Raw genomic sequence first — 24648 nt, 5'->3', positions numbered from 1 at the left:
AGGAGTGAGACGTCCTGGAACCGATTAATAAATACAAAGGGATCGTTTATCCCCTTGAGCAGGTTAACGTAGATACAGATCAAATTATTCCGAAGCAGTTTTTAAAGAGAATTGAACGGCAAGGCTTTGGTCAGTTTCTTTTTTACAATTGGCGGTTTGATGATGATGGTCAACCGCGTGAAGATTTTAATTTGAACGAACAACAATACCAGCATGCTTCTATTCTAGTGTCGGGTAAAAACTTTGGGTGTGGTTCATCAAGAGAACATGCTCCATGGGCCCTTCTAGATTATGGGTTTCGAATTGTCATTGCGACAAGCTTTGCTGATATCTTTTATAACAACTGTGTAAAAAACGGTATACTTCCTATCGCTCTTGATCAAGAAACGATCTCGGAGCTTTTTCAAAAAGCAAAGGATGGATACGAACTTAGCGTAGACCTAAGTAAACAGCAAGTAATTGATGGAGAAGGACTAAATGCGTCGTTCGAGATCGATCCTTATTGGAAAGAAATGCTGTTAAATGGATGGGATGAAGTGTCTCGAACTTTATCTCTCGAAGATAAAATTAAATTATATGAAGAAAAACAACTTGTAGGAGAGTGAATGACGTTGGGAATTACCAGGAGAAATATAACGTTCATGTCGTAAAAGCAATGGAGAATTTGCTGGAAGCCGTCCACAGGACCCCGCTTCAGCAGTCGACAACGCTTAATGATTATACAAATAAAGATGTCTTCATGAAGATGGAAAACCTTCAACGAACGGGTTCCTTCAAACTTCGAGGTGCCTATAACAAAGTTGCGTCGCTAACGGATATTGAGGCAGCGCGAGGGATTGTTGCTGCATCGGCTGGAAACCATGCTCAGGGAGTGGCGCTTTCTGCTAGAGAGCGTGGAATTAAAGCTAAGATTTATATGCCCGTCCATACACCGACAAGCAAAATTGATGCGACGCGATCTTATGGAGCAGAGGTTGTTCTTGAAGGAGAATCGTATAACGAAGCGTTTAGTGGAGCGGATCGTGAGCGTGTTGAGAAAGGGGCCACATTCGTTCATGCTTTCGATGATCCTGAAGTAATGGCAGGACAGGGAACGGTTGCACTCGAAATGATGCAACAATGTCCTGACTTAGATACGATTCTCGTACCTGTTGGAGGTGGAGGATTGTTAGCTGGAATGGCGATGGCGATTAAGTCGTTCTTTCCTCACGTGAAAATCATCGGAGTCCAGGCTTCTGAAGCATCTGCGACATGGAATCGATTTAAAGGTACTGGTCCTCTTGTCCTTCAATCTGTCAAATCGATTGCAGACGGTATTTCTGTGAAAGAAGCTGGAAAATTAACTTTTCCAATTATTGAAGAGCTTGTTGATGATATGCTAACCGTGTCAGAAGAAGAAATTGCTGCAGCGATTGTCTTTATGCTTGAGAGACACAAAACGCTTGTAGAAGGTGCGGGTGCTGCATCGATAGCTGCTGTCTTATGCAAGTCAAATCGTTTAGAAGGTAAGAGAATTGGTGTTGTTGTTAGTGGAGGGAATGCGGATCTTGCGAAAATATCCCTTTATAAACAACTTTCTCAACGAGCGAAAACCATCAGGCGAATAAGCTGATGGTTTTCTAATGGGATTCAAAGTATATATTTTAGATTATTCCGACTTTTTGCTCAGTAATTGACACTCATAAAGTACCATGCTAGAATTCATTTAGCACTTAACCACAGTAAAGTAATTACAACTATATATCTCTTATTCAGAGAGGTGGAGGGACTGGCCCTATGAAGCCCGGCAACCGTCAAACGACTCGTTTGAAAAGGTGCCAATTCCTGCAAAGCGACTGCTTTGAGAAATGAGAGGAAGACATCGATTTATCAAATGCCTTTCTGCTCAAAGCAGAAGGGCATTTTTTTACTTTACTATACAAAGTGATAAGCGAATTAGGCTTCTAAGTGCACAGAAATAAAGAACAAAGGCATGGGACTGAAGTCCTTTTTCAGGTAGCTGATCATGCAAATGCATAAAGGATGTGAGACATGTGATTGAGCTTAAAGGCATTAATAAGACCTTCTTTTCGAAATCCGGGAAGGTGGAAGCCGTTAAGGATGTTAACCTTGAAGTCAAAAAAGGCGAAATATTTGGTGTTATTGGCTACAGTGGTGCTGGGAAAAGTACGCTAATTCGAATGCTTAACCTTCTTGAGAGACCTACTGATGGGACAGTCACAGTGGCTGGTAATAATCTATCTTCTCTTAATGGGAAAGATCTTCGTGCAGCAAGACAGGAAATCGGTATGATTTTCCAGCATTTTAATATTCTCTGGTCAAGAACGGTACGTGATAACATCGCCTTTCCTCTTGAAATATCAGGTGTTCCGAAAGAAAAGAGAATGAAGCGTGTTGATGAATTAATTAACCTTGTTGGACTCGAAGGTAGGGAAGGAGCTTATCCTTCACAGCTAAGTGGTGGACAAAAGCAGCGAGTGGGAATTGCGAGAGCACTTGCTAACAATCCAAAGGTTTTGCTTTGTGATGAAGCTACTTCTGCTTTAGATCCTAAAACGACGGATAGCATTCTAGAACTTCTGACTGAAATTAATCAGAAACTTGGCCTAACGATTGTCCTCATCACGCATGAAATGCACGTCATACGCAAAATTTGCCATCGTGTAGCCGTTATGGAGAATGGACGAGTAGTGGAGAATGGTTCTGTCCTTGAAGTTTTCCACCATCCGCAGGAAGAGATTACGAAAGACTTTGTTAATCAGCTAAGCGAGCCTGAAGAAATGAAGGAATCGATTGCACATCTGGCAACGAGTCAGGATGGAGAACTTGTTCAGTTTACTTTTGTGAAAGGAAAAACAGGTTCACCACTTGTGACAGAGTTGATTCGTGAATTTGATGTGGAAGTCAACATTATTCAAGGGAAGATTTCTCATACACAGGATGGTCCTTATGGAAAACTTTCTGTGTTCCTTAAAGGGGAACCAGCTGTGGTAGAAAAGGCCTTGAATTATGTGCAGGCCCAAGGTGTTAAAGCGGAGGTGATTACGAATGACTGAATCGTTATTTCCTAACGTCAGGTGGGAATCTATGTGGGAAGCCACTCTACAAACAGCGTACATGACGGCAATTTCGGTTCTGGCAACGTTTATTCTCGGAATCCTCCTTGGTTTATTGTTGTTTCTAACAGGTAGAGGGAACATATGGGAAAACAAATTTGTGAATAGTATTATTGCCGGAGTCGTGAACTTATTTCGCTCCATACCATTTATCATTTTGATTATCTTGCTGATCCCTCTTTCGGTTTACATTATAGGGACGATGCTAGGTGCTAATGCTGCCCTTCCAGCCCTTATTGCAGGAGCGGCGCCATTTTATGCGAGAATGGTTGAAATTGCTTTACGTGAAGTAGATAAAGGGGTCATTGAAGCTTCTCAGTCAATGGGAGCATCCAATGGTTCGATTATTTTTAAAGTGCTTCTACCAGAAGCAATGCCAGCCCTTATTTCAGGGATTACTGTGACGGCGATAGCTCTTGTAAGCTACACCGCTATGGCTGGTGTTGTAGGCGCAGGGGGTCTCGGAAACCTAGCTTATCTTGAAGGTTTCCAAAGGAATAATCCTGATGTGACACTTGTTGCAACAGTATTGATATTAGTAATTGTTGCGATTCTTCAGGTTTGTGGAGACATTGCAACACGAGTAATAGACAAAAGATAATGAGGAGAAAAGGAGAGATTATGATGAAAAAGTTTTTATCGCTAATCGTAGTTCTTGCTCTTGCAGTGCTTGCTGCGTGTGGGAATAATGGCGGAAGCAGCGAAGGTTCTGGTGACAGTGAAGATTCGAAGAAAATCGTAGTAGGTGCCTCAAACATCCCCCATGCTGAAATTCTTGAAGAAGCTAAGCCGATGTTAGAGGAAAAAGGAATAGAGCTTGAAATTAAAACATTCCAGGATTATATTCTACCTAATAAGACGCTTGCAAATGGTGAATTAGATGCAAACTATTTCCAAACAATTCCTTATATGGACTTGCAAATGGAAGAAAACGATAATTATGACTTCGTGAATGCTGGAGGCATTCATATCGAGCCAATCGGTGTTTACTCTCAGGATTACAAGAGCTTAGATGAGCTTCCTGATGGTGCTCAGATCATAATGAGTAACTCTGTTTCTGACCATGGACGTATGCTCTCATTACTTGAAGCACAGGGTCTTATCACATTAAAAGAAGGCGTAAAGGCTTCAGATGCAACGGTTGAAGATATTGCTGAAAACCCTAAGAATATTGATTTCAAAACAGATGTTGAGGCTTCACTGCTTCCGCAGATTTACCAGCAAGGTGAAGGTGATGCAGTGATGATCAATACAAACTATGCGATTGATGCAGGGCTTAATCCTCAAGAAGATGCCATCGCACTTGAAGATTCAGACTCACCATATGTGAATGTGATTACAGTAAACAAAGGTGACGAAGACAATGAAGCGATCAAGGCGTTAGTAGAAGTTCTTCATTCTGATGAAATTCAGAGTTTTATTGAAGAAGAATACGATGGCGCTGTTGTACCAGTAGACGAATAAGAAAGAAAAAAAGGTTCTCCGCCAAAACGACGGAGGACCTTTTTTTAATTATTTTAATGTTGGAAAACTGGCTTCATCGCTTCTTTTAACGTTTTTGCAGAATGGTGCAATTGGTCTAGCTCGGTTTGATCAAGGTCAAGTTCAATAATTTCACGAATGCCGTTGTTATTTACAATCGCGGGTACGCCAATATACAAATCATCTAAACCATATTCGCCTTCAAGTAACGTAGAGATGGTAAGAATAGAGTTTTCATTTCGAATAATTGCTCTTGTTAACCGTACGAGGCCCATTGCGATACCGTAGTATGTTGCTCCCTTACGATTAATGATATGATAAGCCGCATCGCGAACATTGACGAAAAGCGCATCAAGATCTTCTTTAGCCTCTGGTTTATCTTTAATAAGAGACATGATTGGTCGACTACCGATTGTAGCATGACTCCAGACAGGAAGTTCAGTATCACCATGTTCCCCGAGAATATAGCCATGTACATTTCTAGAATCTACATTAAAATAGTCGCTCAGTAAATAACGGAATCGAGCCGTATCGAGAATCGTACCTGAGCCGATAACCCGTTCTTTAGGCAAGCCTGAGAACTTCCAAGTCGCATAAGTAAGCACATCTACAGGATTCGTTGCAACGATAAAAATACCATCAAATCCACTTTCCATAACGCTTGAAACGATTGTTTTAAAGATCGCAGTGTTTTTATCAATAAGGTCTAAGCGTGTTTCACCTGGTGCCTGATTTGCGCCCGCTGCGATCACGACAATATCTGCGCCTTTGCAATCGGGATAGTCGCCAGCCCAAATTTTCATTGGAGCGCCAAAAGGAAGGCCGTGATTTAAGTCTCTTGCTTCCCCTTCGGCTTTTTCTTTATTTACGTCGATTAGTACAAGTTCGTTTACTAGTTCTTGATTCAATAACGAGAAGGCATAGCTTGTCCCTACAAATCCAGTGCCAATTAATGCTACGCGCGTTGTTTTTCCTTCATACATCATCTTCACCTCTGCTAGTAGATATTGTCTTCATAAGCATCATAACGTATCCGTTTACTTATTAGTGTGACATACATCACATGTAAACGCACTCATCCAAAAACAATTTAAAGAAAATGATGGATAGCTTTGTTACCCAATTCTCATACTAGTACGGATGATATTGAATAAAGGAGGCCTGTGTCTTGAAACAGGAACAGGAATTTAACAACTTTGCAGAAGCGGCGCTACATGATTATAAAGAAGGATTAGGAATGTTTACAGAGAAGATGCCGCAGTTAGCTAAGAAGTATTCGGCATTTACTGAAGCGTGTTTTAAAGATGGGGAAGTGAGTCAAAAGGAGAAACAAATGATTGCGCTCGGTATATCTATTTTTTCACAAGATGAATATTGCATTATCTACCATACGAAAGGTTGTCTTGATCAAGGATGTTCTGAACAAGAAATACTTGAAACGGTAGGAGTGACAGCTGCATTTGGTGGTGGCGCAGCGATGAGCCAGGCCGTTACTCTCGTACAGGAATGTATGAAAGATTTGAACCAACCGAAGCATTAATGAATTCGTGTTTCTACTATTTAAATAGTGTATTGTGTCGAAGGACTGAAATAGGGTGGATATGGGAGGAAAAGTAAGAATGGATGTTTTTTAACTATTCAGAACTTCTTTCACCACTCCGGAACCCCCCTCAGCCCTTAAAATGCTGTTTGTAGCTACTAATGTAACGTGGTAAAGTAATTTTTGTAAGTAAAACGATATTGAAAGGATTGATTCATTATTAGCCCCATGCGGTTAAACCACACACCTGAAATGGAAAAGGCGATGTACCAGTCTCACGGAGTTGGCTATGCGGAGTATAGTCGTAATTTCAACAAGCGAATGCAAGTCGAGCGAGAGCGTGAGCTGGATCACCGTCGGAGTCTCAAAATGGTTAGTGAATTCGACCGTAAACTATCTAGATGAATCAGCATCCAAAATAACTATGATATACGAAAAACCAGTCTTACGACTGGTTTTTTTGTATGAAGATAATCACGTGTATTTCGTTGTAGCTCTGGTGATTAAATGGTAGGCTTAGAAAGGTATGCAACGAAAATATAAACGATTCATTCTCAATTTGAATAGCAAGCTATACCTTGGCTAACGCTAGAAAGTATGAGTCTTGCGTTCCTTGATATTAGTTTGGATTTGTTATAAAATAAGAATGAAAATAGATTGAGAATGACTCAGCACACATTCCTTGACATACACCTTATAGGTACTACAATAAGGAAGGAATAGTATAAACGTTATTGGAGGTATTCACAAATGGCAGCATCAACTCTAAAGATTGAGAATCTTCATGTTTCCATTGAGGGAAAAGAGATTATCAAAGGATTGAACCTTGAAATAAATGGTGGAGAAATTCACGCAGTAATGGGGCCGAACGGTACAGGGAAATCTACCCTTGCTTCTGCAATTATGGGCCATCCGAAATACGAAATCACTGAAGGCAGTGTCTTCCTTGATAATGAAGATGTACTTGAAATGGAAGTTGATGAGCGTGCAAAAGCTGGACTCTTCCTTGCAATGCAATATCCAAGTGAAGTAAGTGGCGTAACAAACGCTGATTTCCTTCGTTCTGCAATTAATGCTCGTCGTGAAGAAGGCGATGAAATTTCTCTAATGAAATTCATCAAAAAGCTAGACGGTAAAATGGCTGAACTTGATATGGGTGAAGAATTTGCACAGCGTTACCTTAACGAAGGTTTCTCTGGTGGTGAAAAGAAACGTAACGAAATTCTTCAGCTTATGATGCTTGAACCAAAAATCGCTGTTCTGGATGAAATTGACTCCGGTCTAGATATCGATGCGCTTAAAGTTGTTTCTAAAGGTGTTAATGCTATGCGCAATGAGAGCTTCGGTTGCTTGATCATTACTCACTATCAGCGTCTATTGAACTACATTACTCCTGATAAAGTACACGTTATGATGCAAGGTCGCATTGTGAAATCAGGCGGTGCGGAACTAGCACAGCGTCTTGAAGAAGAAGGTTATGAGTGGATTAAAGAAGAACTTGGAATTAAAGACGAAACAGTTGGTCAAGAAGCGTAAGCAGTAAGGAGGATGACAATGTCAGTGGATACGAAAATTGCATTCGATCAAGAATACATTAAATCTTATTCAGAAAAACGTCAGGAGCCGCAATGGATGGCCTCTCTTCGTTTAAAGGCTTTAGAGAAGTCAGAAAGTCTTCCAATGCCAAGACCTGATAAAACAAAAATCGATAAGTGGAATTTCACTTCATTTAAACACGATGTAGCTGGAGAAGCGATTTCATCACTTGATGATCTTCCTGAAGATGTGCGCGATCTTGTTGCTAAAGATCAACAGTCAGGAAATCTTCTTGTGCACCGTAACTCTACACCTGTTTTCAATCAGCTATCGAATGAGCTGAAAGAACAAGGTGTGATTTTCACAGATATTCAAACAGCTCTTCAAAATCATGGTGATCTAGTTGAGAAGTATTTCATGAAAGACGTTATGAAGGTTGATGAGAACCGTTTAACTGCCGTTCATGCAGCACTTCTTAATAGCGGTACTTTCTTGTATGTACCTCGCAATGTAGAAGTTGAAGTGCCAATCCAAGCACTAAATTGGCAAGAAGACCCTGAAGCTGGGATATTCAACCACGTGATTATCGTAGCAGAGGATAATAGTTCTGTGACATATGTTGAGAACTTCTTATCTTATGGTCACGATGTTGAATCCGTTGCGAACATTATTGCTGAAGTTCATGTAGGACAGAATGCTCGCGTTACGTTTGGTTCTGTTGATAACCTTGCAAAAGGTGTCACTACTTACGTAAATCGCCGTGCAAATGTGGCACGAGACGGTAAAGTTGATTGGGCTCTTGCTCAAATGAACGATGGCAACACGGTTTCTACAAATACAACGCACCTTATTGGTGATGGTTCTTATGCTGATTCTAAGACTGTAACAATCGGTCGTGGAAGCCAGAGTCAGAACTTCACTAATCAGATTTTCCATCACGGTCAAAACTCTGAGGGTGTTCTTCTTGTGCACGGTGTCCAAAAAGATAGTGCTAGCGCCATCTTTAACGGTGTTACGAAGATTGAACACGGTGCTAAGAAATCAAACGGTGAGCAAACACAGCGCGTTCTAATGATGAATGAGAAAGCGCGTGGGGATGCAAATCCGATCCTTCTTATTGACGAAGATGATGTTATGGCAGGCCACGCTGCATCTGTTGGTAAAGTTGATCCAATTCAGCTTTATTATTTGCAAAGTCGCGGGATTTCCCGTCAAGAGGCTGAACGTTTGATCATCCACGGTTTCCTCGCTCCAGTTATTAACGAACTTCCGATCGAAGGTGTTCGTAAACGTGCGGTTGAGGTAACTGAAGGGAAAGTTAATTAAATGATGAATGTCCAGGACATTCGCAAGCAGTTTCCCATTTTACATCAAGAGGTAAATGGGAAACCTCTTGTTTACCTTGATAGTGCAGCAACGTCTCAGAAACCTACTCAAGTAATTGACGCAGTAGAGCGTTACTACAAGGAAATTAACTCAAACGTTCACCGTGGTGTTCATACGCTTGGAACACATGCGACAGATGCCTATGAAGGCGCACGTGAAAAGGTTCGTGAATTTATTCATGCTTCTTCAACAGAAGAAGTGATCTTTACTCGCGGAACAACCACAGCCCTTAATATGGTCGCTTCAAGCTATGGACGTGCAAATCTTCAAGAAGGTGATGAAGTTGTCATCACACCGATGGAGCATCACAGCAACATTATTCCATGGCAACAGGTTGTAAAAGCAACTGGAGCCACTCTAAAATATATTCCTCTTCAACCAGACGGAACAATTGCGCTGGAAGACGTTGAGAAAACGGTAACAGCAAACACAAAAATTGTTTCTGTTATGCAAGTTTCGAATGTGCTTGGGACAATTAACCCGATTAAAGAAATTGCCGCGATTGCGCACCGAAATGGCGCTGTTATGGTTGTTGATGGGGCTCAAAGCACCCCTCATATGAAGATTGATGTTCAGGATCTTGACTGCGATTTCTTTGCATTTTCTGGACATAAAATGTGCGGACCTACTGGGATAGGCGTCCTCTACGGGAAGAAAAAGCTCCTTGAAAACATGGAGCCATTTGAATTCGGTGGAGAAATGATCGATTTTGTTGGTCTGTATGATTCGACATGGAAAGAGCTCCCTTGGAAATTTGAAGGGGGCACACCAATCATTGCAGGTGCGGTTGGTCTTGGAGCTGCGATTGATTTCTTAAATGAAATTGGCATGGACAACATCCAACAGCATGAAACTCATCTTGCTAAATATGCTATGCAGCAGTTATCAACTATCGAAGGCGTATCCATTTACGGACCTGAAAAACGTGCTGGGGTTGTCACTTTTAATAGTGATGACGTTCACCCACATGATGTGGCAACCGTACTTGACACAGAAGGCATCGCTGTCCGCGCTGGACACCATTGTGCTCAGCCACTAATGAAGTGGCTAGAGGTATCGGCTACTGCGCGTGCTAGCTTCTATTTATACAATACTGAAGAAGACGTGGATACGTTTGTAGCCGGATTACGAAAAGCAAAGGAGTTTTTCGGTAATGTCTTTTAATAATCTAGACCAGTTGTATCGACAGGTCATTATGGATCATTATAAAAATCCAAGAAATAAAGGGGAGCTTGAAGAAGGCGCCCTTAAAATAAACATGAATAACCCTACATGTGGAGATACAATTCAGCTTCAGCTGAAAGTAGATGATGGGAAGATTTCGGATGCGAAGTTTATTGGAGAAGGTTGCTCTATAAGCCTGGCATCAGCGTCGATGATGACACAGTCAGTTAAAGGACTTGAAGTTGATCAGGCCTTGAAGCTATCCGGTATTTTCTCTGATATGATGCAGGGGAAAGAATATGAAGAAGAAGATTTCGATCTAGGCGACATTGAAGCACTTCAAGGCGTTTCGAAGTTTCCTGCTCGTATTAAATGTGCAACACTCTCCTGGAAGGCAATGGAGAAGGGTTTCAAGGAACAGGATGAAGCTTAACCCGCTTCCAGGTGTTGTCACCGCTTCTTTTTCATACTAGAATGATGGAAAGAGAACATCAGCCAAACACTGACATGTGTAATGTCAAGGAGGGAAATAAAATGGCTAAAAAAATGCCTGAAGTTGGCGAATACCAATATGGTTTTAGTGATAAAGACGTTTCGATCTTCCGTTCAGAGCGTGGATTAACTCCTGAAATTGTAAAAGAAATTTCTCGCATGAAGGATGAACCACAGTGGATGCTTGACTTCCGCTTGAAATCGCTTGAACATTTCTACAGCATGCCAATGCCTCAATGGGGCGGAAACCTTGCTGATCTAGATTTTGATGAAATTACGTACTACGTAAAGCCTTCCGAGAAGTCTGAAAGATCATGGGATGAAGTACCAGAAGAAATCAAAGCGACATTTGATAAATTAGGTATCCCTGAAGCTGAGCAAAAATACCTTGCGGGTGTTTCTGCACAGTACGAATCTGAAGTAGTTTACCATAACATGCAAGAAGACCTTGAGAACATGGGGATTGTGTTTAAAGATACAGATACTGCACTTAAAGAGAACGAAGATCTTTTTAAAGAGTATTTTGCGAAAACAATTCCTCCAACGGATAACAAGTTCTCAGCTCTTAACTCTGCTGTATGGTCAGGTGGTTCATTCATCTACGTTCCTAAAGGTGTGAAAGTCGATACGCCTCTACAAGCATACTTCCGAATTAACTCTGAGAACATGGGTCAGTTCGAGCGTACGCTTATCATCGCTGATGAAGGTTCTTCTGTACATTACGTTGAAGGTTGTACTGCACCGGTTTATACAACTAACTCTCTACACAGTGCTGTAGTTGAGATCATTGTTAAGAAGGATGCATACTGCCGTTATACGACGATTCAGAACTGGGCTAACAACGTGTTTAACCTTGTTACGAAGCGTGCAGTTGCGGAAGAAAATGCTACGATGGAATGGATCGATGGTAACATTGGTTCCAAACTTACAATGAAGTATCCAGCTGTTATCTTAAAGGGTGAAGGCGCTCGTGGTATGACGCTTTCCATCGCTCTTGCTGGTAAAGGACAGCACCAGGATGCTGGCGCTAAGATGATTCATTTAGCACCTAACACTTCTTCGACAATTGTTTCGAAATCTATTTCAAAACAAGGCGGTAAAGTAACATATCGTGGTATCGTTCACTTTGGCCGTAAAGCGGAAGGTGCTCGCTCAAACGTTGAGTGTGATACGCTTATCATGGATAACGAGTCTACTTCTGATACAATTCCTTACAATGAAATCCTAAACGATAACATTTCACTTGAACACGAAGCGAAAGTATCGAAGGTTTCTGAAGAGCAGCTCTTCTATCTGATGAGCCGTGGCGTATCTGAAGAAGAAGCAACTGAAATGATCGTAATGGGCTTCATCGAGCCATTTACGAAAGAACTTCCTATGGAATATGCGGTTGAAATGAACCGTCTCATTAAATTTGAGATGGAAGGTTCAATCGGTTAAGCTTCCATTTTAAACGAACCGGATCTTCCGGTTCGTTTTTTATATGTGAAAGTGTAAAGGGCTAAATCCTAATTGTTATTTCAAAATAGTATGAGGGATTTTCACTTGCTATTTTCGGGTAATGATATGAGAATAGAGAAAGAGAATCGAGATGAGAGGAAGAATTGCATGATTTACATAGGCGTAACAGGGTGGGGAGACCATGATGATCTTTACCCACCAGGTGTAAAAAGCAATGAAAAACTTTCGATATATGGTTCGCACTTTCCTACTGTTGAAGTTGATTCGTCCTTCTATGCTGTGCAACCAGAACGTAATTTTCAGAAATGGGTAGATGAGACACCAGAAGGGTTTCGGTTTGTCGTTAAGGCTTACCAGGGTATGACTGGCCATCAACGTGGGGATATTCCCTTTGAAACAAGAGATGAAATGTTTCAAGCTTTCAAGGAATCGGTTCGTCCCCTGCGAAATGCAGGAAAGCTTGCGATGGTGCTTTTTCAATTTCCTCCCTGGTTTGATGTGAATAAAGATAATGTTAACATCTTGAGGGACTGTAAACAGCGGATGGGAGATATTCCATGTGCGGTAGAATTTCGACATCAGTCCTGGTATCATGAAGCTTTTCGTGATAAGACGCTCTCATTTCTAGAGGAACAGGGTTTTATCCATACGATTTGCGATGAGCCACAAGCTGGCGAGGGATCGGTTCCTTTAGTGATGGAAACCCTAAACCAGGATCAGGTCCTTGTCAGGTTACATGGTCGAAATACAAATGGATGGACGAATCCAGGTAATCGCCATAACTGGAGGGAAGTTCGGTATTTATATGATTATAATCAAGAAGAACTCTTACAATGGAAGGAACAAATATTAGAATTAGAACGACAATGTAAAAATGTATTTATTTTATTTAATAATAATTCAGGAGGTCATGCTGCTAATAATGCTAAGGAAATGATTCAAATGCTCGATATTGAGTACACGAATTTAAATCCGAAGCAACTTGATCTCTTTGATTTATAAGGAGTATACCTATGGTGACGTGGTTCTTATTATTTATCATTGGTCTATTAGCAGGTACGATTGGAAGCCTTGTCGGTCTTGGGGGAGGCATTATTATCGTTCCTGTTCTTCTCATTATCGATCAATATACGAACTGGCTTTCTGATTTAACGCCTCAGAAAATTGTAGGTAGCTCGATCGTTGTCCTCGTCGTGATCGGTCTTTCCTCTACACTTGCTTACATGAAAAAGAAAAGCGTTGATTATAAAAGCGGAGCGCTTTTTTTTCTAGGAAGTGGACCAGGGGCTATTCTAGGGGCGTGGCTAAATAAATTTATTCAGGTTGATTATTTTTCCATTTATTTTGGGGTATTTATGGTGCTTGTTTCCATATTATTAATGGTAAGGAACCGTTTACGCCCTATGAAACTAAATGGTCAATTTGAACGAACGTATACGGATCCGAATGGGACAGAGATGAACTATAACTTTTCTGCCGTAGCAGCTGTTATTGTTTCATTTATCGTTGGGGTCATTTCAGGTCTATTCGGAATTGGTGGCGGCTCACTTATGGTTCCTGCCATGATTCTACTATTTGGTTTTCCAACATCGGTTGCTGTTGCAACCTCCATGTTTATGATTTTTCTTTCAAGTATAACGGGTACCCTGACGCATTTAGCACTTGGTAACATTCAGTGGTTTTTACTAATCGGTCTCATTCCAGGTGCATGGATTGGAGCAAAATGCGGTTCATTTATTAATCAGAAACTTTCGGACAAATCAGTGGTTGTTATTTTACGATGGATGTTAATTATTGTAGGTGTCCGATTAATCTGGCAGGGAACGATGGGATAAGAAAGGAAGAGTGTCTTGACTTCTAGAACATTACAATTTTATTATACAAACGATCTTCACAGTCATTTCGCAAATTGGTCAAAAGTCTCTTCATATTTGAAAGAGAAGAAGCGAATGCATGAGCTTCAAGGGACACCTTATCTCCTTCTTGATTTAGGAGATCACTCTGATAAGGTGCATCCAATGACAGAAGGAACTGTCGGCAAAGGTAACGTTCAGTTACTAAATGAGCTGGAATATGATTATGCCACTATCGGGAACAATGAGGGTATTACGTTTTCAAAAAAAGAACTAGAAGAGCTTTATTCAGACGCTAAGTTCGAGGTGATTGTCGCCAACCTCTATCATCAAGATGGTACAAGGCCTTCCTGGGCTGTACCTTACAAGATCCATGAGTTAAATGGCATTAAAGTAGGAATTATAGGTGTTACCATCCCTTATGAACAATTCTACTCACTACTTGGATGGCAGATTGATTCTCCATTCCATTTCTTACAGTCCCTCATTGATGAAGTACGCAGTCAATCAGATGTTGTCGTATTGATGTCACATATGGGCTTAGGTAATGATGAACAGCTAGCAAGGGAAATGAATGGGCTTGATGTTATTATTGGAGCCCATACGCATCATGTGCTGAAGCATGGCATGCTTGTAGAGGATACGCTTATTACTCAGTCTGGTAAAAACGGGAATTACGTTGGAGAAGTTTCGATTTGTTTTGATATGGAAACAAAGAAAGTGAATGAGAAGGAAGCATATGCGATAACCGTCCGGAATCGTAAAGAAGACGAGGAAGCGAAGGCCATGATTCAACAACTAAGTATTGATGCACATAAGATGCTTGAAGAGGTCGTCTGTCGTCTTGAACAGCCTCTTGAATCTGAATGGTTTCAACGCTCGGTTCTAGCTGATGAGTTAGCTGCCGCTCTTAGAGAGTGGTGTGGAGCGGATATTGGCATGATTAACGCTGGTATGTTGCTTGATGGGTTACCAGAAGGAAATGTATCAAGAGAAGACCTTCATCGCATTTGCCCTCATCCTGTTAATCCTTGCAAAGTGGTGCTAAAAGGAAGCGAGTTACGAGAAATCATTTCTTATTCTATGTCAGATGAAATAGTGAATTTAAGTTTTAAAGGTCTCGGTTTCCGAGGAGAGGTAATGGGGATCATGGCATTCGATGGGCTTGAGGTTACCTCTGTCAAAATGGACGACGGCCTCTATCATGTAACAGATGTTTTTCACAACGGAAATAAGCTTGTTTCTGATGAAGAATATGCCGTTGCCACGGCTGATATGTTCACATTTGGGAAATTCTATCCTCAAATGAAGCATGCTAAAAAGAAATACTTTTTACCTGAAATGCTTCGAGATCTCCTTGCATGGCGTTTAGAAAATAGACATTAAAACTTTCAGTGTTTGATTGTCAAACATGCTCTTTGTCTCATATAGATATAGTGATATTCATTCAGGTCAGGAGGCGGGAATGACGTGATCACTATGTCACCAATCATGATTGACGGTCATCCTTTTACAGCTGTCAGTATGCAGCTTCCGAAAACGAATTTTCTAGCGGTCATGAATGACAATGGGTATATCATGTGCGGCGCACTCGATGTAGCCTTACTTAATGAAAAGTTAAGTGACCGAAAGATTATCGCAGGAAGAGCTGTTGGTGTACGGTCTATTGAACAACTGCTTGATGCACCGCTCGAATCTGTTACGCTTGAAGCAGAAGCGCGAGGCATTACGATTGGAACTAAGGGTAGAGACGCGATGCTTAAGATGATGTGAAGAAAGCCGTAGCACTTGCTACGGCTTTCTTTTCGATTATGAAACATTTAATAGCTTGATTTTGGCTCTTTCTAGGAAATTGTCCATACTTCTCTTCTCCATGGCATATACATGAAGAAGAGAAGGGAGGGTTCATGTTGTTTCGAACTCGTAGAAAATTCTTTAGAAAGGGACCGCTTCCCTTTCGATATGTTTTTGTCATCTCCTTTATTATTTTTATCTTTACTACTGTTCAAGGATTATGGATTGTTAATAAAGGAATTGAACCAAGCTTAATCAGTATTGCTGAAACAAAAACACGTCAAGTTGCTGCGCAAGCAATAAATGATGCCATTTCAAAGAAGATCGCAGACGGTATTGACGTTGAGAATTTAATTATCGTTCATGGTAATGATTCCGAAAAAGTACCAAGTTATAGCTTTAACTCGCAAGTTTATAATCGATTGATCTCAGAGGCCACAGAACGAGTTCAAACTTACTTAGATTATGTTGAAGCTGGTGATTTAGATAAGCTGGAAACCTTTAAGAATGATATAGATATCGATTACGAAGGTACCGAAAATCAACAAGGAATCGTATACTCCATACCTTTAGGGATGGCTACAAATAATGTTCTTCTTTCAAATTTTGGGCCGAGGATTCCAGTACGGTTTGAAATGATTGGAGATGTGGTCTCTAATATTGATACAAAGGTGAAAGAAACGGGAATTAACAACACGTATCTTGAAGTGTATATCAATATTAAAGTTGAGATGAACGTAATTATTCCTTTCTCTACAAAGAATACTGAAGTTTCGAACTCTGTAAAAATTGGAGATTTATTTATTCAGGGAGACGTTCCTTATTATTATAATGGTGATAATGGAAATGGTGGAAATCCATCGATCGTTTTGCCGAAGCCAGATTAAGAAAAGGAGGCCATTAACCAGCTTCAATGTTCAATGTCGATAGCTAAAAAAATGGTTCCCTTCTAATAGAAATATCTCTGGAATAATCTACAATTGCACAAACAACGAAAGTAAGGTATACTTTAAAACTGAACTTAATATTGTTCCTTATCTTATACGATGAGGTAGAGGAGCAGATCCTCATGAGTACGTGTTGGGAGAATGACACCAATGATCAGCATCGAAAGGGAGATCTGCCGAAGCATAAATAACGGTCACATTATTTGTGTTGGGGCGACATTGAAGAAGTGTCGAACTGTCATTATGAGTCTAACTTGTAATGGAGAACTACTGATCGGGGTGGACACTTAACATTGACTCGGTGAAGCGAGCAATGATAGGACCAATCCTATCATTGCTCGCTTTTTTGCGTTCAAACACGACGAGAAGGCTGAGGGATAGGCGTCCATTCCGGTTATGATGACCAATCATTTATTAGGAGGATATTCATGGAGAATTCAGTTCTATCCATTATTCCACCACTCGTAGCTTTGCTAATGGTAGTGGTGACTAGAAAAGTGCTTCCTTCTTTAGGAGTAGGCATTATTCTTGGTGCGCTAATGATCAACAATTGGAGTGTACCAAATTCATTAGAAGAAATTTATACAATCGTAAAAGGGATCTTCATTGATTCCGAGAGCGGTGGTTTAAATACTTGGAACATGTACATTATTTTCTTCCTGCTTTTATTAGGGATGATGACGGCCTTTATTTCGATATCAGGTGGAAGTCGCGCATTTGGCGAGTGGGCCATGAAACGCGTGAAAACAAGAGTAGGCGCACAGATTGTCACAGCGGTATTTGGTATTATTATTTTTATTGATGATTACTTTAATTCGCTCGCAGTTGGGAACGTAAGTAGACCGATTACGGACAGGCACAATGTTTCAAGGGCAAAGCTTGCCTATATCATTGATTCAACTGCAGCACCAATGTGTATTATTTCACCTATTTCAAGCTGGGGCGCTTATATCATCGCGTTAATTGGTGGTGTATTAGCAACGCATAGCATTACAGGTGTTGGCGCGTTAGAAGCTTTTATAAGAATGATTCCAATGAATTTGTATGCTCTCTTTGCACTTGCGATGGTGTTCTTTGTTAGTTATTTTGACATTAATCTTAAGGCAATGAGAGTACATGAAGACCGTGCACAGAAAACAGGAGAAGTGCTTGATCCGAATCAAGGTGCCGTACCTGGTCAAACATCAGGACTACCTGAAAGTGAGAAGGGGAAAGTAGCTGATCTTGCATGGCCTATTATTATGCTAATTGCTGGTACTGTGACGTTTATGGTCATCACAGGAATTCAGGCTGTTAGCGGAACGGATACAGCCGTGACAGCTTTGTCTGTCTTTGAAAATACAGACGTTGCTGCTTCTCTCCTTTATGGTGGAATCATTGGACTTATAACTTCTCTCCTCTTCTTCTTTCCAAAACGAATGGGTGGAGCGGTTCTTGGAAAAGGAATTTGGGAAGGCATTAAATCAATGCTTCCAGCCGTATACATTCTTTTCTTTGCATGGACATTGATTGAAATTATCGGCTCACTAGGGACTGGTAAGTATCTTGCAGGACTTGTTAATGACCACATTGTGATTGGCTTCTTACCAGCTATTTTGTTCCTACTTGCAGGTGTTATGGCGTTTGCAACGGGAACTTCGTGGGGAACATTTGGCATTATGCTTCCGATCGCAGGAGAGATTGCTGCTGCTACGGATCCTACCTACATGCTTCCTGTACTTGCCGCTGTTCTTGCAGGAGCTGTATTTGGAGATCACTGCTCACCAATTTCGGATACAACAATTCTTTCTTCAACAGGCGCGGGTAGTCACCATATCGATCATGTGATGACACAGTTGCCTTATGCATTGCTCGTTGCAGGTATTTCGTTACTAGGATATCTGGTTCTTGGCTTTACTGGTAGTTCCATTCTTGGTCTTGTGGCAACAGCGATTCTATTCGGATTATTAATTTTCATGCTAAAAGGAAAATATGCCAACAGACCAGTTGAAATGGCAAATCATTAATCAAACAGGAGGATATTCCTCCTGTTTTTTTATGTATTTTCACAAAAATAGAGAGATTTATATAGAAAATTGAACGATTCATACGAAAAATGTAAAAAGATTGTTTTGACAAGGACATACGTACTAGATATACTATAAACAAAATAATCTGAATTTACTTAAAAGTCTTAACCTTTTTCTGGAAGGGGGCTTATGGTGAAAAAGGTTAACATTTGTCTAAGGGGGTAATTTATTTGGAAAATCGTGCGCAATGGGGGACAAGGGCTGGTTTTATATTAGCCGCAGTTGGTTCAGCAATAGGTCTAGGGAACATTTGGAGATTTCCGGCCGTAGCCTATGACAACGGTGGTGGAGCATTTTTTATTCCTTATTTATTTGCATTATTAACAGCCGGAATCCCAATTCTTATTCTTGAATTTACATTGGGTCATAAATTCCGTGGATCCGCACCACTTTCGTTCTTTCGAATGAATAAGAAGATGGAATGGCTTGGGTGGTGGGGCGTTATCGTTGCATTCGTCATCTCCACATACTACGCGGTAATTATTGCGTGGGCCATCTCTTATAGCTATTTTGCATTTAATCAAAGTTGGGGTTCTGATACAGAAGCATTCCTCTTCAATGATTATCTGAAATTAACGGTTGATCCTGGACAAACAGGTAGTATCGTACCAGGCGTATTTCTCCCATTAATTGCAGTATGGATCATTACACTTGGCGTACTTCTTGCAGGTGTTAAAAAGGGAATTGAGCGTGCTAATAAAATTTTCATTCCTACATTAATTGTTCTTTTCTTAATCATTGTGATTCGAGCAGTGACACTGCCTGGTGCTGCTGAAGGTCTAAATGCATTCTTTACACCGAATTTTGACAGTATTACTTCAGGAAGTGTTTGGGTTGCTGCATACGGACAAATTTTCTTCAGTTTATCCATTGCTTTTGCTATTATGATTACTTATTCTAGTTACTTACCTAAGAAATCAGATATTACGAATAACGCGTTTATTACTGGTTTTGGTAACTCGGCGTTTGAGCTTCTAGCAGGTATCGGGGTATTCTCAGCGCTTGGATTTATGGCTCAGCAGCAGGGGCTTAGCGTTGGCGAAGTAGTGAGCGGTGGCGTAGGACTAGCCTTCGTTGTCTTCCCGCAAATAATCAATGAGTTTCCAGCTTTGAACGGGTTGTTCGGATTCTTATTCTTTGCTTCACTTGTACTTGCAGGTTTGTCTTCACTGATTTCTATTTCCGAAACATATGTTGCAGGTGTTTCTGAGAAGTTCGGAATTTCTCGTACGAAAGCTGTTCTAATTGGTGGAGGGATTTCCTCTATTATCTCGATTCTGTTTGCAACGCAAGGCGGATTGTTCTTCCTTGACGCAGCTGATTACTTTATTAACCAGTTCGGAATTGCCTTTGTAGGACTAGTGGAGGTGGTTGTTGTAGCATGGGTACTTCGTGAGCTTAATACGCTTGAGTCACATGCAAACGGCATTTCAGACATTTCACTGAAGTACTGGTGGAAAGCTTGTCTTGGAGTCATTACTCCTCTCGTACTTGGTTATATGATGTTCGATCTCTTTAAGACAAATCTTCTTCGTCAGTTTGATACACCGACTGGGAACTATGAAGGCTACTCAAACGGCTTTATTCTTTATAGTGGCTGGGCTGTCGCAGGATTCGCCCTTCTGGTTGGAATTCTATTCAGCCTAAAGAAATGGGATGCGAAAGCTGAACAGCAAAAGTATAAGGAGGTAAGCTAATATGGGTGGTAGCGCGATTTTCATGATGGTAGTTGGAATGGTTATTATATGGGGTGGTCTTGCGGCTAGCATTTTGAATGCTGTAAGAGTATCAAAAAAACAATAGAACATAAAAAGAAGAACTAGCGAGCTAGTTCTTCTTTTTTGCTTACTTTTTGTTGCGTATTCGTTCCTGTCGTTCCCAGAGCCTCAACGAAGGATAGGGATCATACGACCATTCTGTTCTTCCGTTGTCTTTATAGATGCCATAGTGAAGATGTGGCGGGAACTTTCCAGCCGTTCCTTTTGGTCCATATCCAGAGCTACCAACATACCCAATGATTTCACCTGGCTGTACAACATGACCTTTCTCAATGCCTTTTTCAAACCCATTTAGGTGAGCATAGTAGTGGTAATTGCCATCGATATCCCGAATCCCGATCCGCCATCCACCGTATTCATTCCATCCCTTCGTTTCGACAGTTCCGTAACTTGTCGCTTTCACTCCAACACCATAAGAAGCGAAAATATCCGTTCCTTCGTGAATTCGAAGTCCGCCCCAGCCACGTCGATCGCCCCAAGTGCTTCGGTAACTATAGTTTGCGTGAAGTGGTACGGGAAAAGCATGCTTATCGAGTTTAAGCGTTTTGAATGTATGATAAACAGCACTATTACTTGTAATCGTCCTTACTGCCTGGTCACGATGATAATAGTCCCAAAGACCAATTTGAATATCTTCTAAAGAACTTCCATACTGTTGTATGAAAGACCCAATTGTATAAAGTAGATCTTCGTCATTAGTACGCTCGGCTTTGCCATCTCCATTGCCATCGAGGCCAATTCCATTAAAGAACGATATCGAGATAGGGTCGTGATCTTCTTTATTTGGATTCGTACTCCCAGACCATTTCTCAGGCGTAATATAGATAGCTATTGCACCTTTTTCACGAGGAATATCTTTTTGTGAGCGCCTAATGCTTCGTTCATATTGATCAATACCAGCATAGATGTACCAGGGGACTTGTGTGACGGCTTCCATCTTATGAAATAACATCTTCCGTTCGCTTCTTAGTTTATCTTCGTCTATATCAGCAGCTCGAACGTTTATAGGGATGAGGAAGAAAAGAATAAGGATAAGAAAACTATATTTTCTCAAGTGTTTCTTCTCCTTTCGTAATTTGTCATTACCCTTAGTTTGGTTTTCCGTGCGTAAATCATTAGAACTAAATAATGGAAGGTCTAAAGTCTTAATCCTCAATAGATTCACACTTTTTATAGAAATGAATGAGTTACCTATGGTATTCTTTATTACAGAAAAGTAATAGGTGAGGTGAGTGTAGTGAGTAAGAAAGAAGAATATTTAAGAAAACCAGAGTGGTTGAAAATAAAACTAAATACAAACGAAAATTATAAAGGCTTAAAAAAGATGATGCGCGAGAAAAAGTTACATACGGTCTGTGAGGAAGCGCGTTGTCCGAATATTCATGAATGTTGGGCTGTTCGTAAGACGGCAACCTTTATGATTCTTGGTGATGTTTGTACTCGTGCATGCCGTTTCTGTGCAGTAAAAACTGGTCTTCCAACTGAGCTTGATTGGGCAGAGCCTGAACGCGTTGCGGATTCCGTTGAACAGATGGGACTAAAACACGTGGTCATTACCGCTGTAGCGCGAGATGATTTAAAAGATGGTGGCGCGGCTGTTTTTGCTGAAACCGTACGTGCTATTCGTCGTAAAAATCCGTTCTGTTCGATCGAAGTTCTTCCATCAGACATGGGTGGCCAATATGAAGCGCTTGAAACACTCATGGATGCGAAACCGGATATTATGAACCACAATATTGAAACAGTGGAGCGCCTAACGCCAAGAGTGAGAGCACGCGCGAAATATCGTCGTACACTAGAGTTTCTTCAGCGTGCAAAAGAAATGAATCCTGAGATTCCGACTAAATCCAGCATCATGCTAGGATTAGGTGAAACAAAAGAGGAAATCATTCAAACACTTGATGATCTTCGTGCACATGATGTTGATATTGTTACACTTGGGCAATATTTACAACCATCGAAAAAGCATTTAAAAGTAGAAAAATACTGGACGCCTCAAGAGTTTCTTGAGCTCAAAGATATTGCGTTAGAAAAAGGCTTTAAACACTGTGAATCTGGTCCAATGGTTCGTTCGTCTTATCATGCTGATGAGCAAGTCAATGCAGCCAAGCAAGCTTCGAAGTAATGGATAAGTAATAATAAAGATAAAAAATCGGCCTTTATCGGGCCGATTTTTTTACTTCGACATCATTTCTTTTCCATCTGTATCATTTAAGTCTTCATTCATTTCGCCCTTCATCTCACCGTTCTCGTTCTCTCCATCACTTACCTTTTTCCCTTGTGGCGCTTTCTTCATTTTGGCAATCGTTTCTTCTATGCTCTTCTCGAGTTCTCCATTTGCAGTGGAGGCATTTTGATATCGCTCGACCTCAGCAATCATTCCTTCTTCGTCAGAAACATAGACATGATAATATCTTGGAATGACAGAAAGAGCCGTTTTCTTTACTTGATCTGCAGTGGCATCACGATCTTTTGTTGTTGTTTTATAGCCAATGAGAACTTCTTCATCTGTTACTAGCGTTGCGACATCACTGACATAAGGTAAAACAATTGCCATTGAACCGATCATATCCGACATACGATCACGATCAAGGTAGGCTATGTTCTCGGGTTGTTTTTGAGAATTCATGTTGTTAGTATTTCGTGTATGACGCACATATCCAAAGCCACCCTTTTTGGACTTTTCCTGAGAATTAGCGGTGTTCATACCGTATTCATCGGGATCCGTTTTAACAGGTGTTAAATCTGCGTGGTCAAAGGAATCTGTCGCATTTTCTCCCTGGCATGCCCCAAGTCCTAATACGAGTGGCAGTATGAGCAGAATTTGTTTTTTCAATAACATTCACCTCCATACTGTTATCATGACCGAACTCTGTTCCTTTTTTACTGGTATTACTTGGACAAATCGAATAAAAAAGGTATCATAAGACTAATGAGCCCATTTTGAAATGAGGGATAAAGAATGATAAAAGTAAATCAACATACGTTTGAGTTGATGAAGGATGAAAGAGAAGGTTGGAACGAAGAAGCTTTTCTTGCTCGATATAGTGAGATTTTGGATAAATATGATTACATTGTTGGGGATTGGGGCTATGGTCAGCTTAGATTAAAAGGATTCTTTGAGGACCGTAACCAAAAAGCAACTTTCGATACAAAATTCAGCACGGTGCTTGATTATTTATATGAATACTGCAACTTCGGCTGCCCTTATTTTGTATTAAAGAAGCAGAAGAAGGAAAAACCGAAGAAACAACAACAAGAAGCATAAGCCCTATGGGCTTATGCTTTGTATGGTTTTTCGGAGTCTTTTTCTGGATCATCGTGTGGTGGATGTGAGCCAGGGTCCTGACGAGGTAAATGTTGGTGAAGATTTTTATTTTCGTAATTAAATGCACTATAGGAACGCTGCCCTTCTCGCCAAGGTGAGGTTTTACCGAGCTTTTTATTCACCGGTGAACCGTATGGACCTTCTGGCGTATCTTCAGGGAGGACGTAATTTCGCCCTTTCTCTACGTTAGCGAAGTCTTGATAATCTTCTTCATCAAACATGAATAAACACCACCTTTAGGAGGTAGTGTATTCATTGTCTGATAAAATATTAGTGACTTAAGACTTCTCTCAAGAAGTTGCGAAGTTCTTCAGCATCTTCTTCATTGAGAGAGTAGGCATGCTCGAGATTTCCAGGCTCATTTAGATCATCGTGGCCGATAATTGCAAATTTGCCTCCTTGAATATCGAGGACTAACGATTTTCCATAAAAGCGATCTGATTTTACAATACAAAGGTCAAACCGATGATTGCTTCCCATAAAGCAGACGAACCTGGCTTCAGTGGCCTCCTGTTCGTCGTAGATGAGTCGTTCATCTTCCATCATAGCACCCTCCTTTTCTAGTTAACGCTATCATACCATCTTATGAGGCGTTCTCATACAAGCTTTCATTAGAAAATGTAAGCCGTTGCATTTTAAGATATGATAAAATGTAGAGAAGTATTTAATACCGTTTCAGAAAATGGTGATTGAATCATAAGT

General features: G+C 40.7%; 27 protein-coding genes and 2 riboswitches. Of the genes, 22 read left to right on the top strand and 5 right to left on the bottom strand.

Annotated features, from left to right (window positions below):
• Positions 1-14 precede the first annotated feature (14 nt).
• The 5 genes from leuD (at position 15) to AC0VYO_RS17525 (ending at position 4580) form a co-directional block, all read left to right on the top strand.
• On the top strand, positions 15-605 hold the full coding sequence (gene leuD, locus AC0VYO_RS17545) for a 3-isopropylmalate dehydratase small subunit (RefSeq protein ID WP_194219601.1): 591 nt from the start codon (positions 15-17) through the stop codon (positions 603-605).
• Positions 602-1612 (top strand): threonine ammonia-lyase, encoded by a 1011-nt coding sequence (gene ilvA, locus AC0VYO_RS17540; RefSeq protein ID WP_475367899.1) that lies wholly within the window; start codon positions 602-604, stop codon positions 1610-1612. Before leuD ends, ilvA begins: the two co-directional genes overlap by 4 nt.
• Positions 1613-1744: 132 nt before the next feature.
• Positions 1745-1854: riboswitch (SAM riboswitch) on the top strand.
• A 179-nt stretch (positions 1855-2033) separates the two neighbouring features.
• Entirely contained in the window at positions 2034-3056 is a 1023-nt protein-coding gene (locus AC0VYO_RS17535; protein ID WP_475365734.1) for a methionine ABC transporter ATP-binding protein, read from the top strand.
• A complete protein-coding gene (locus AC0VYO_RS17530; protein WP_430246981.1) occupies positions 3049-3717 on the top strand; it encodes a methionine ABC transporter permease in 669 nt (222 codons plus the stop codon). The genes AC0VYO_RS17535 and AC0VYO_RS17530 overlap by 8 nt, the downstream gene beginning before the upstream one ends.
• 23 nt (positions 3718-3740) lie before the next feature.
• Complete coding sequence (locus AC0VYO_RS17525) at positions 3741-4580, top strand: MetQ/NlpA family ABC transporter substrate-binding protein (RefSeq protein ID WP_475367898.1); 840 nt, start codon at positions 3741-3743, stop codon at positions 4578-4580.
• Positions 4581-4633: 53 nt separating this feature from the next.
• Here the strand turns inward: AC0VYO_RS17525 and AC0VYO_RS17520 are convergent, their stop codons facing one another.
• On the bottom strand, positions 4634-5584 hold the full coding sequence (locus AC0VYO_RS17520; protein WP_430246983.1) for an L-lactate dehydrogenase: 951 nt from the start codon (positions 5582-5584) through the stop codon (positions 4634-4636).
• Positions 5585-5835: 251 nt separating this feature from the next.
• Between AC0VYO_RS17520 and AC0VYO_RS17515 the strand changes: the two genes are divergently transcribed.
• From AC0VYO_RS17515 to AC0VYO_RS17445, 15 genes are all read left to right on the top strand, one after another.
• Positions 5836-6138 carry a carboxymuconolactone decarboxylase family protein gene (locus AC0VYO_RS17515; RefSeq protein ID WP_194219604.1) on the top strand — a complete coding sequence of 101 codons (303 nt, stop codon included), beginning with the start codon at positions 5836-5838 and terminating at the stop codon, positions 6136-6138.
• A 228-nt stretch (positions 6139-6366) separates the two neighbouring features.
• Positions 6367-6543, top strand: coding sequence for a YuzK family famiily protein (locus AC0VYO_RS17510; protein WP_475365733.1), 177 nt, complete (start codon positions 6367-6369; stop codon positions 6541-6543).
• A 345-nt stretch (positions 6544-6888) separates the two neighbouring features.
• Positions 6889-7674 carry a Fe-S cluster assembly ATPase SufC gene (gene sufC / locus AC0VYO_RS17505; protein WP_430246984.1) on the top strand — a complete coding sequence of 262 codons (786 nt, stop codon included), beginning with the start codon at positions 6889-6891 and terminating at the stop codon, positions 7672-7674.
• An 18-nt stretch (positions 7675-7692) separates the two neighbouring features.
• Positions 7693-9000: a Fe-S cluster assembly protein SufD gene (sufD, locus tag AC0VYO_RS17500; protein WP_430246985.1), complete on the top strand. Its 1308-nt coding sequence runs from the start codon at positions 7693-7695 to the stop codon at positions 8998-9000.
• A gap of 3 nt (positions 9001-9003) precedes the next feature.
• Positions 9004-10224 (top strand): cysteine desulfurase, encoded by a 1221-nt coding sequence (locus AC0VYO_RS17495; RefSeq protein WP_430246989.1) that lies wholly within the window; start codon positions 9004-9006, stop codon positions 10222-10224.
• Positions 10214-10657: a Fe-S cluster assembly sulfur transfer protein SufU gene (gene sufU / locus AC0VYO_RS17490; protein ID WP_430246986.1), complete on the top strand. Its 444-nt coding sequence runs from the start codon at positions 10214-10216 to the stop codon at positions 10655-10657. Before AC0VYO_RS17495 ends, sufU begins: the two co-directional genes overlap by 11 nt.
• Before the next feature lie 101 nt (positions 10658-10758).
• Complete coding sequence (sufB, locus tag AC0VYO_RS17485) at positions 10759-12156, top strand: Fe-S cluster assembly protein SufB (protein WP_194218983.1); 1398 nt, start codon at positions 10759-10761, stop codon at positions 12154-12156.
• 168 nt (positions 12157-12324) lie between these two features.
• Positions 12325-13179 (top strand): DUF72 domain-containing protein, encoded by an 855-nt coding sequence (locus AC0VYO_RS17480; RefSeq protein WP_194218984.1) that lies wholly within the window; start codon positions 12325-12327, stop codon positions 13177-13179.
• Positions 13180-13190: 11 nt separating this feature from the next.
• Complete coding sequence (locus AC0VYO_RS17475) at positions 13191-14012, top strand: sulfite exporter TauE/SafE family protein (RefSeq protein ID WP_430246987.1); 822 nt, start codon at positions 13191-13193, stop codon at positions 14010-14012.
• Between the two features lie 15 nt (positions 14013-14027).
• Positions 14028-15416: a bifunctional metallophosphatase/5'-nucleotidase gene (locus AC0VYO_RS17470; RefSeq protein WP_475367897.1), complete on the top strand. Its 1389-nt coding sequence runs from the start codon at positions 14028-14030 to the stop codon at positions 15414-15416.
• Positions 15417-15509: 93 nt separating this feature from the next.
• A complete protein-coding gene (locus tag AC0VYO_RS17465) occupies positions 15510-15803 on the top strand; it encodes a YunC family protein (RefSeq protein WP_430246990.1) in 294 nt (97 codons plus the stop codon).
• A 137-nt stretch (positions 15804-15940) separates the two neighbouring features.
• Complete coding sequence (gene yunB / locus AC0VYO_RS17460; protein ID WP_194218987.1) at positions 15941-16711, top strand: sporulation protein YunB; 771 nt, start codon at positions 15941-15943, stop codon at positions 16709-16711.
• Between the two features lie 157 nt (positions 16712-16868).
• A riboswitch (Lysine riboswitch) is annotated at positions 16869-17049 on the top strand.
• 150 nt (positions 17050-17199) lie between these two features.
• On the top strand, positions 17200-18777 hold the full coding sequence (locus tag AC0VYO_RS17455) for a Na+/H+ antiporter NhaC family protein (RefSeq protein ID WP_475367896.1): 1578 nt from the start codon (positions 17200-17202) through the stop codon (positions 18775-18777).
• Between the two features lie 233 nt (positions 18778-19010).
• A complete protein-coding gene (locus AC0VYO_RS17450) occupies positions 19011-20537 on the top strand; it encodes a sodium-dependent transporter (protein ID WP_194218989.1) in 1527 nt (508 codons plus the stop codon).
• 1 nt (position 20538) lies between these two features.
• On the top strand, positions 20539-20643 hold the full coding sequence (locus AC0VYO_RS17445; RefSeq protein WP_194218990.1) for a methionine/alanine import family NSS transporter small subunit: 105 nt from the start codon (positions 20539-20541) through the stop codon (positions 20641-20643).
• Positions 20644-20685: 42 nt separating this feature from the next.
• On the opposite strand, the gene AC0VYO_RS17440 is transcribed toward AC0VYO_RS17445, so the two are convergent.
• The gene (locus tag AC0VYO_RS17440) at positions 20686-21672 is read right to left on the bottom strand and encodes a M23 family metallopeptidase (protein ID WP_430241785.1); all 987 of its coding nucleotides are present in this window, start codon (positions 21670-21672) and stop codon (positions 20686-20688) included.
• 183 nt (positions 21673-21855) lie between these two features.
• On the opposite strand from AC0VYO_RS17440, the gene lipA reads away from it, so the two are divergent.
• Positions 21856-22743, top strand: coding sequence for a lipoyl synthase (gene lipA, locus AC0VYO_RS17435; RefSeq protein WP_194218991.1), 888 nt, complete (start codon positions 21856-21858; stop codon positions 22741-22743).
• Positions 22744-22794: 51 nt separating this feature from the next.
• On the opposite strand, the gene AC0VYO_RS17430 is transcribed toward lipA, so the two are convergent.
• Positions 22795-23454 (bottom strand): YhcN/YlaJ family sporulation lipoprotein, encoded by a 660-nt coding sequence (locus tag AC0VYO_RS17430; RefSeq protein ID WP_430241783.1) that lies wholly within the window; start codon positions 23452-23454, stop codon positions 22795-22797.
• A gap of 126 nt (positions 23455-23580) precedes the next feature.
• Between AC0VYO_RS17430 and AC0VYO_RS17425 the strand changes: the two genes are divergently transcribed.
• Positions 23581-23886, top strand: coding sequence for a YutD family protein (locus AC0VYO_RS17425; protein ID WP_194218993.1), 306 nt, complete (start codon positions 23581-23583; stop codon positions 23884-23886).
• 11 nt (positions 23887-23897) lie between these two features.
• Here AC0VYO_RS17425 and AC0VYO_RS17420 read toward each other — a convergent pair whose 3' ends face one another.
• Both AC0VYO_RS17420 and AC0VYO_RS17415 read right to left on the bottom strand, forming a co-directional pair.
• On the bottom strand, positions 23898-24167 hold the full coding sequence (locus AC0VYO_RS17420; RefSeq protein ID WP_226615082.1) for a hypothetical protein: 270 nt from the start codon (positions 24165-24167) through the stop codon (positions 23898-23900).
• A 49-nt stretch (positions 24168-24216) separates the two neighbouring features.
• The gene (locus AC0VYO_RS17415; protein WP_098444844.1) at positions 24217-24489 is read right to left on the bottom strand and encodes a DUF3055 domain-containing protein; all 273 of its coding nucleotides are present in this window, start codon (positions 24487-24489) and stop codon (positions 24217-24219) included.
• Positions 24490-24648: the final 159 nt, after the last annotated feature.

The organism is Anaerobacillus sp. 63XJN7_4_ISO-PGPR-S23-413, assembly GCF_056173725.1.
Note: the sequence above shows the minus strand (reverse complement) of the source record. Positions and strands in the feature narration are given on the sequence as shown.

Bases quoted from the DNA above. Each gene is read 5' to 3' on its own strand.
- AC0VYO_RS17480 (WP_194218984.1), top strand. From the start codon at position 12,325: ATGATTTACATAGGCGTAACAGGGTGGGGAGACCATGATGATCTTTAC.
- AC0VYO_RS17515 (WP_194219604.1), top strand. From the start codon at position 5,836: ATGTTTACAGAGAAGATGCCGCAGTTAGCTAAGAAGTATTCGGCATTT.
- AC0VYO_RS17530 (WP_430246981.1), top strand. From the start codon at position 3,049: ATGACTGAATCGTTATTTCCTAACGTCAGGTGGGAATCTATGTGGGAA.
- AC0VYO_RS17475 (WP_430246987.1), top strand. From the start codon at position 13,191: ATGGTGACGTGGTTCTTATTATTTATCATTGGTCTATTAGCAGGTACG.
- AC0VYO_RS17520 (WP_430246983.1), bottom strand. From the start codon at position 5,584: ATGATGTATGAAGGAAAAACAACGCGCGTAGCATTAATTGGCACTGGA.
- AC0VYO_RS17525 (WP_475367898.1), top strand. From the start codon at position 3,741: ATGAAAAAGTTTTTATCGCTAATCGTAGTTCTTGCTCTTGCAGTGCTT.
- AC0VYO_RS17425 (WP_194218993.1), top strand. From the start codon at position 23,581: ATGATAAAAGTAAATCAACATACGTTTGAGTTGATGAAGGATGAAAGA.
- sufC (WP_430246984.1), top strand. From the start codon at position 6,889: ATGGCAGCATCAACTCTAAAGATTGAGAATCTTCATGTTTCCATTGAG.
- AC0VYO_RS17445 (WP_194218990.1), top strand. From the start codon at position 20,539: ATGGGTGGTAGCGCGATTTTCATGATGGTAGTTGGAATGGTTATTATA.
- AC0VYO_RS17420 (WP_226615082.1), bottom strand. From the start codon at position 24,167: ATGTTTGATGAAGAAGATTATCAAGACTTCGCTAACGTAGAGAAAGGG.
- sufU (WP_430246986.1), top strand. From the start codon at position 10,214: ATGTCTTTTAATAATCTAGACCAGTTGTATCGACAGGTCATTATGGAT.
- sufD (WP_430246985.1), top strand. From the start codon at position 7,693: ATGTCAGTGGATACGAAAATTGCATTCGATCAAGAATACATTAAATCT.
- AC0VYO_RS17510 (WP_475365733.1), top strand. From the start codon at position 6,367: ATGCGGTTAAACCACACACCTGAAATGGAAAAGGCGATGTACCAGTCT.
- AC0VYO_RS17455 (WP_475367896.1), top strand. From the start codon at position 17,200: ATGGAGAATTCAGTTCTATCCATTATTCCACCACTCGTAGCTTTGCTA.
- AC0VYO_RS17415 (WP_098444844.1), bottom strand. From the start codon at position 24,489: ATGGAAGATGAACGACTCATCTACGACGAACAGGAGGCCACTGAAGCC.
- AC0VYO_RS17495 (WP_430246989.1), top strand. From the start codon at position 9,004: ATGAATGTCCAGGACATTCGCAAGCAGTTTCCCATTTTACATCAAGAG.
- sufB (WP_194218983.1), top strand. From the start codon at position 10,759: ATGGCTAAAAAAATGCCTGAAGTTGGCGAATACCAATATGGTTTTAGT.
- AC0VYO_RS17465 (WP_430246990.1), top strand. From the start codon at position 15,510: ATGTCACCAATCATGATTGACGGTCATCCTTTTACAGCTGTCAGTATG.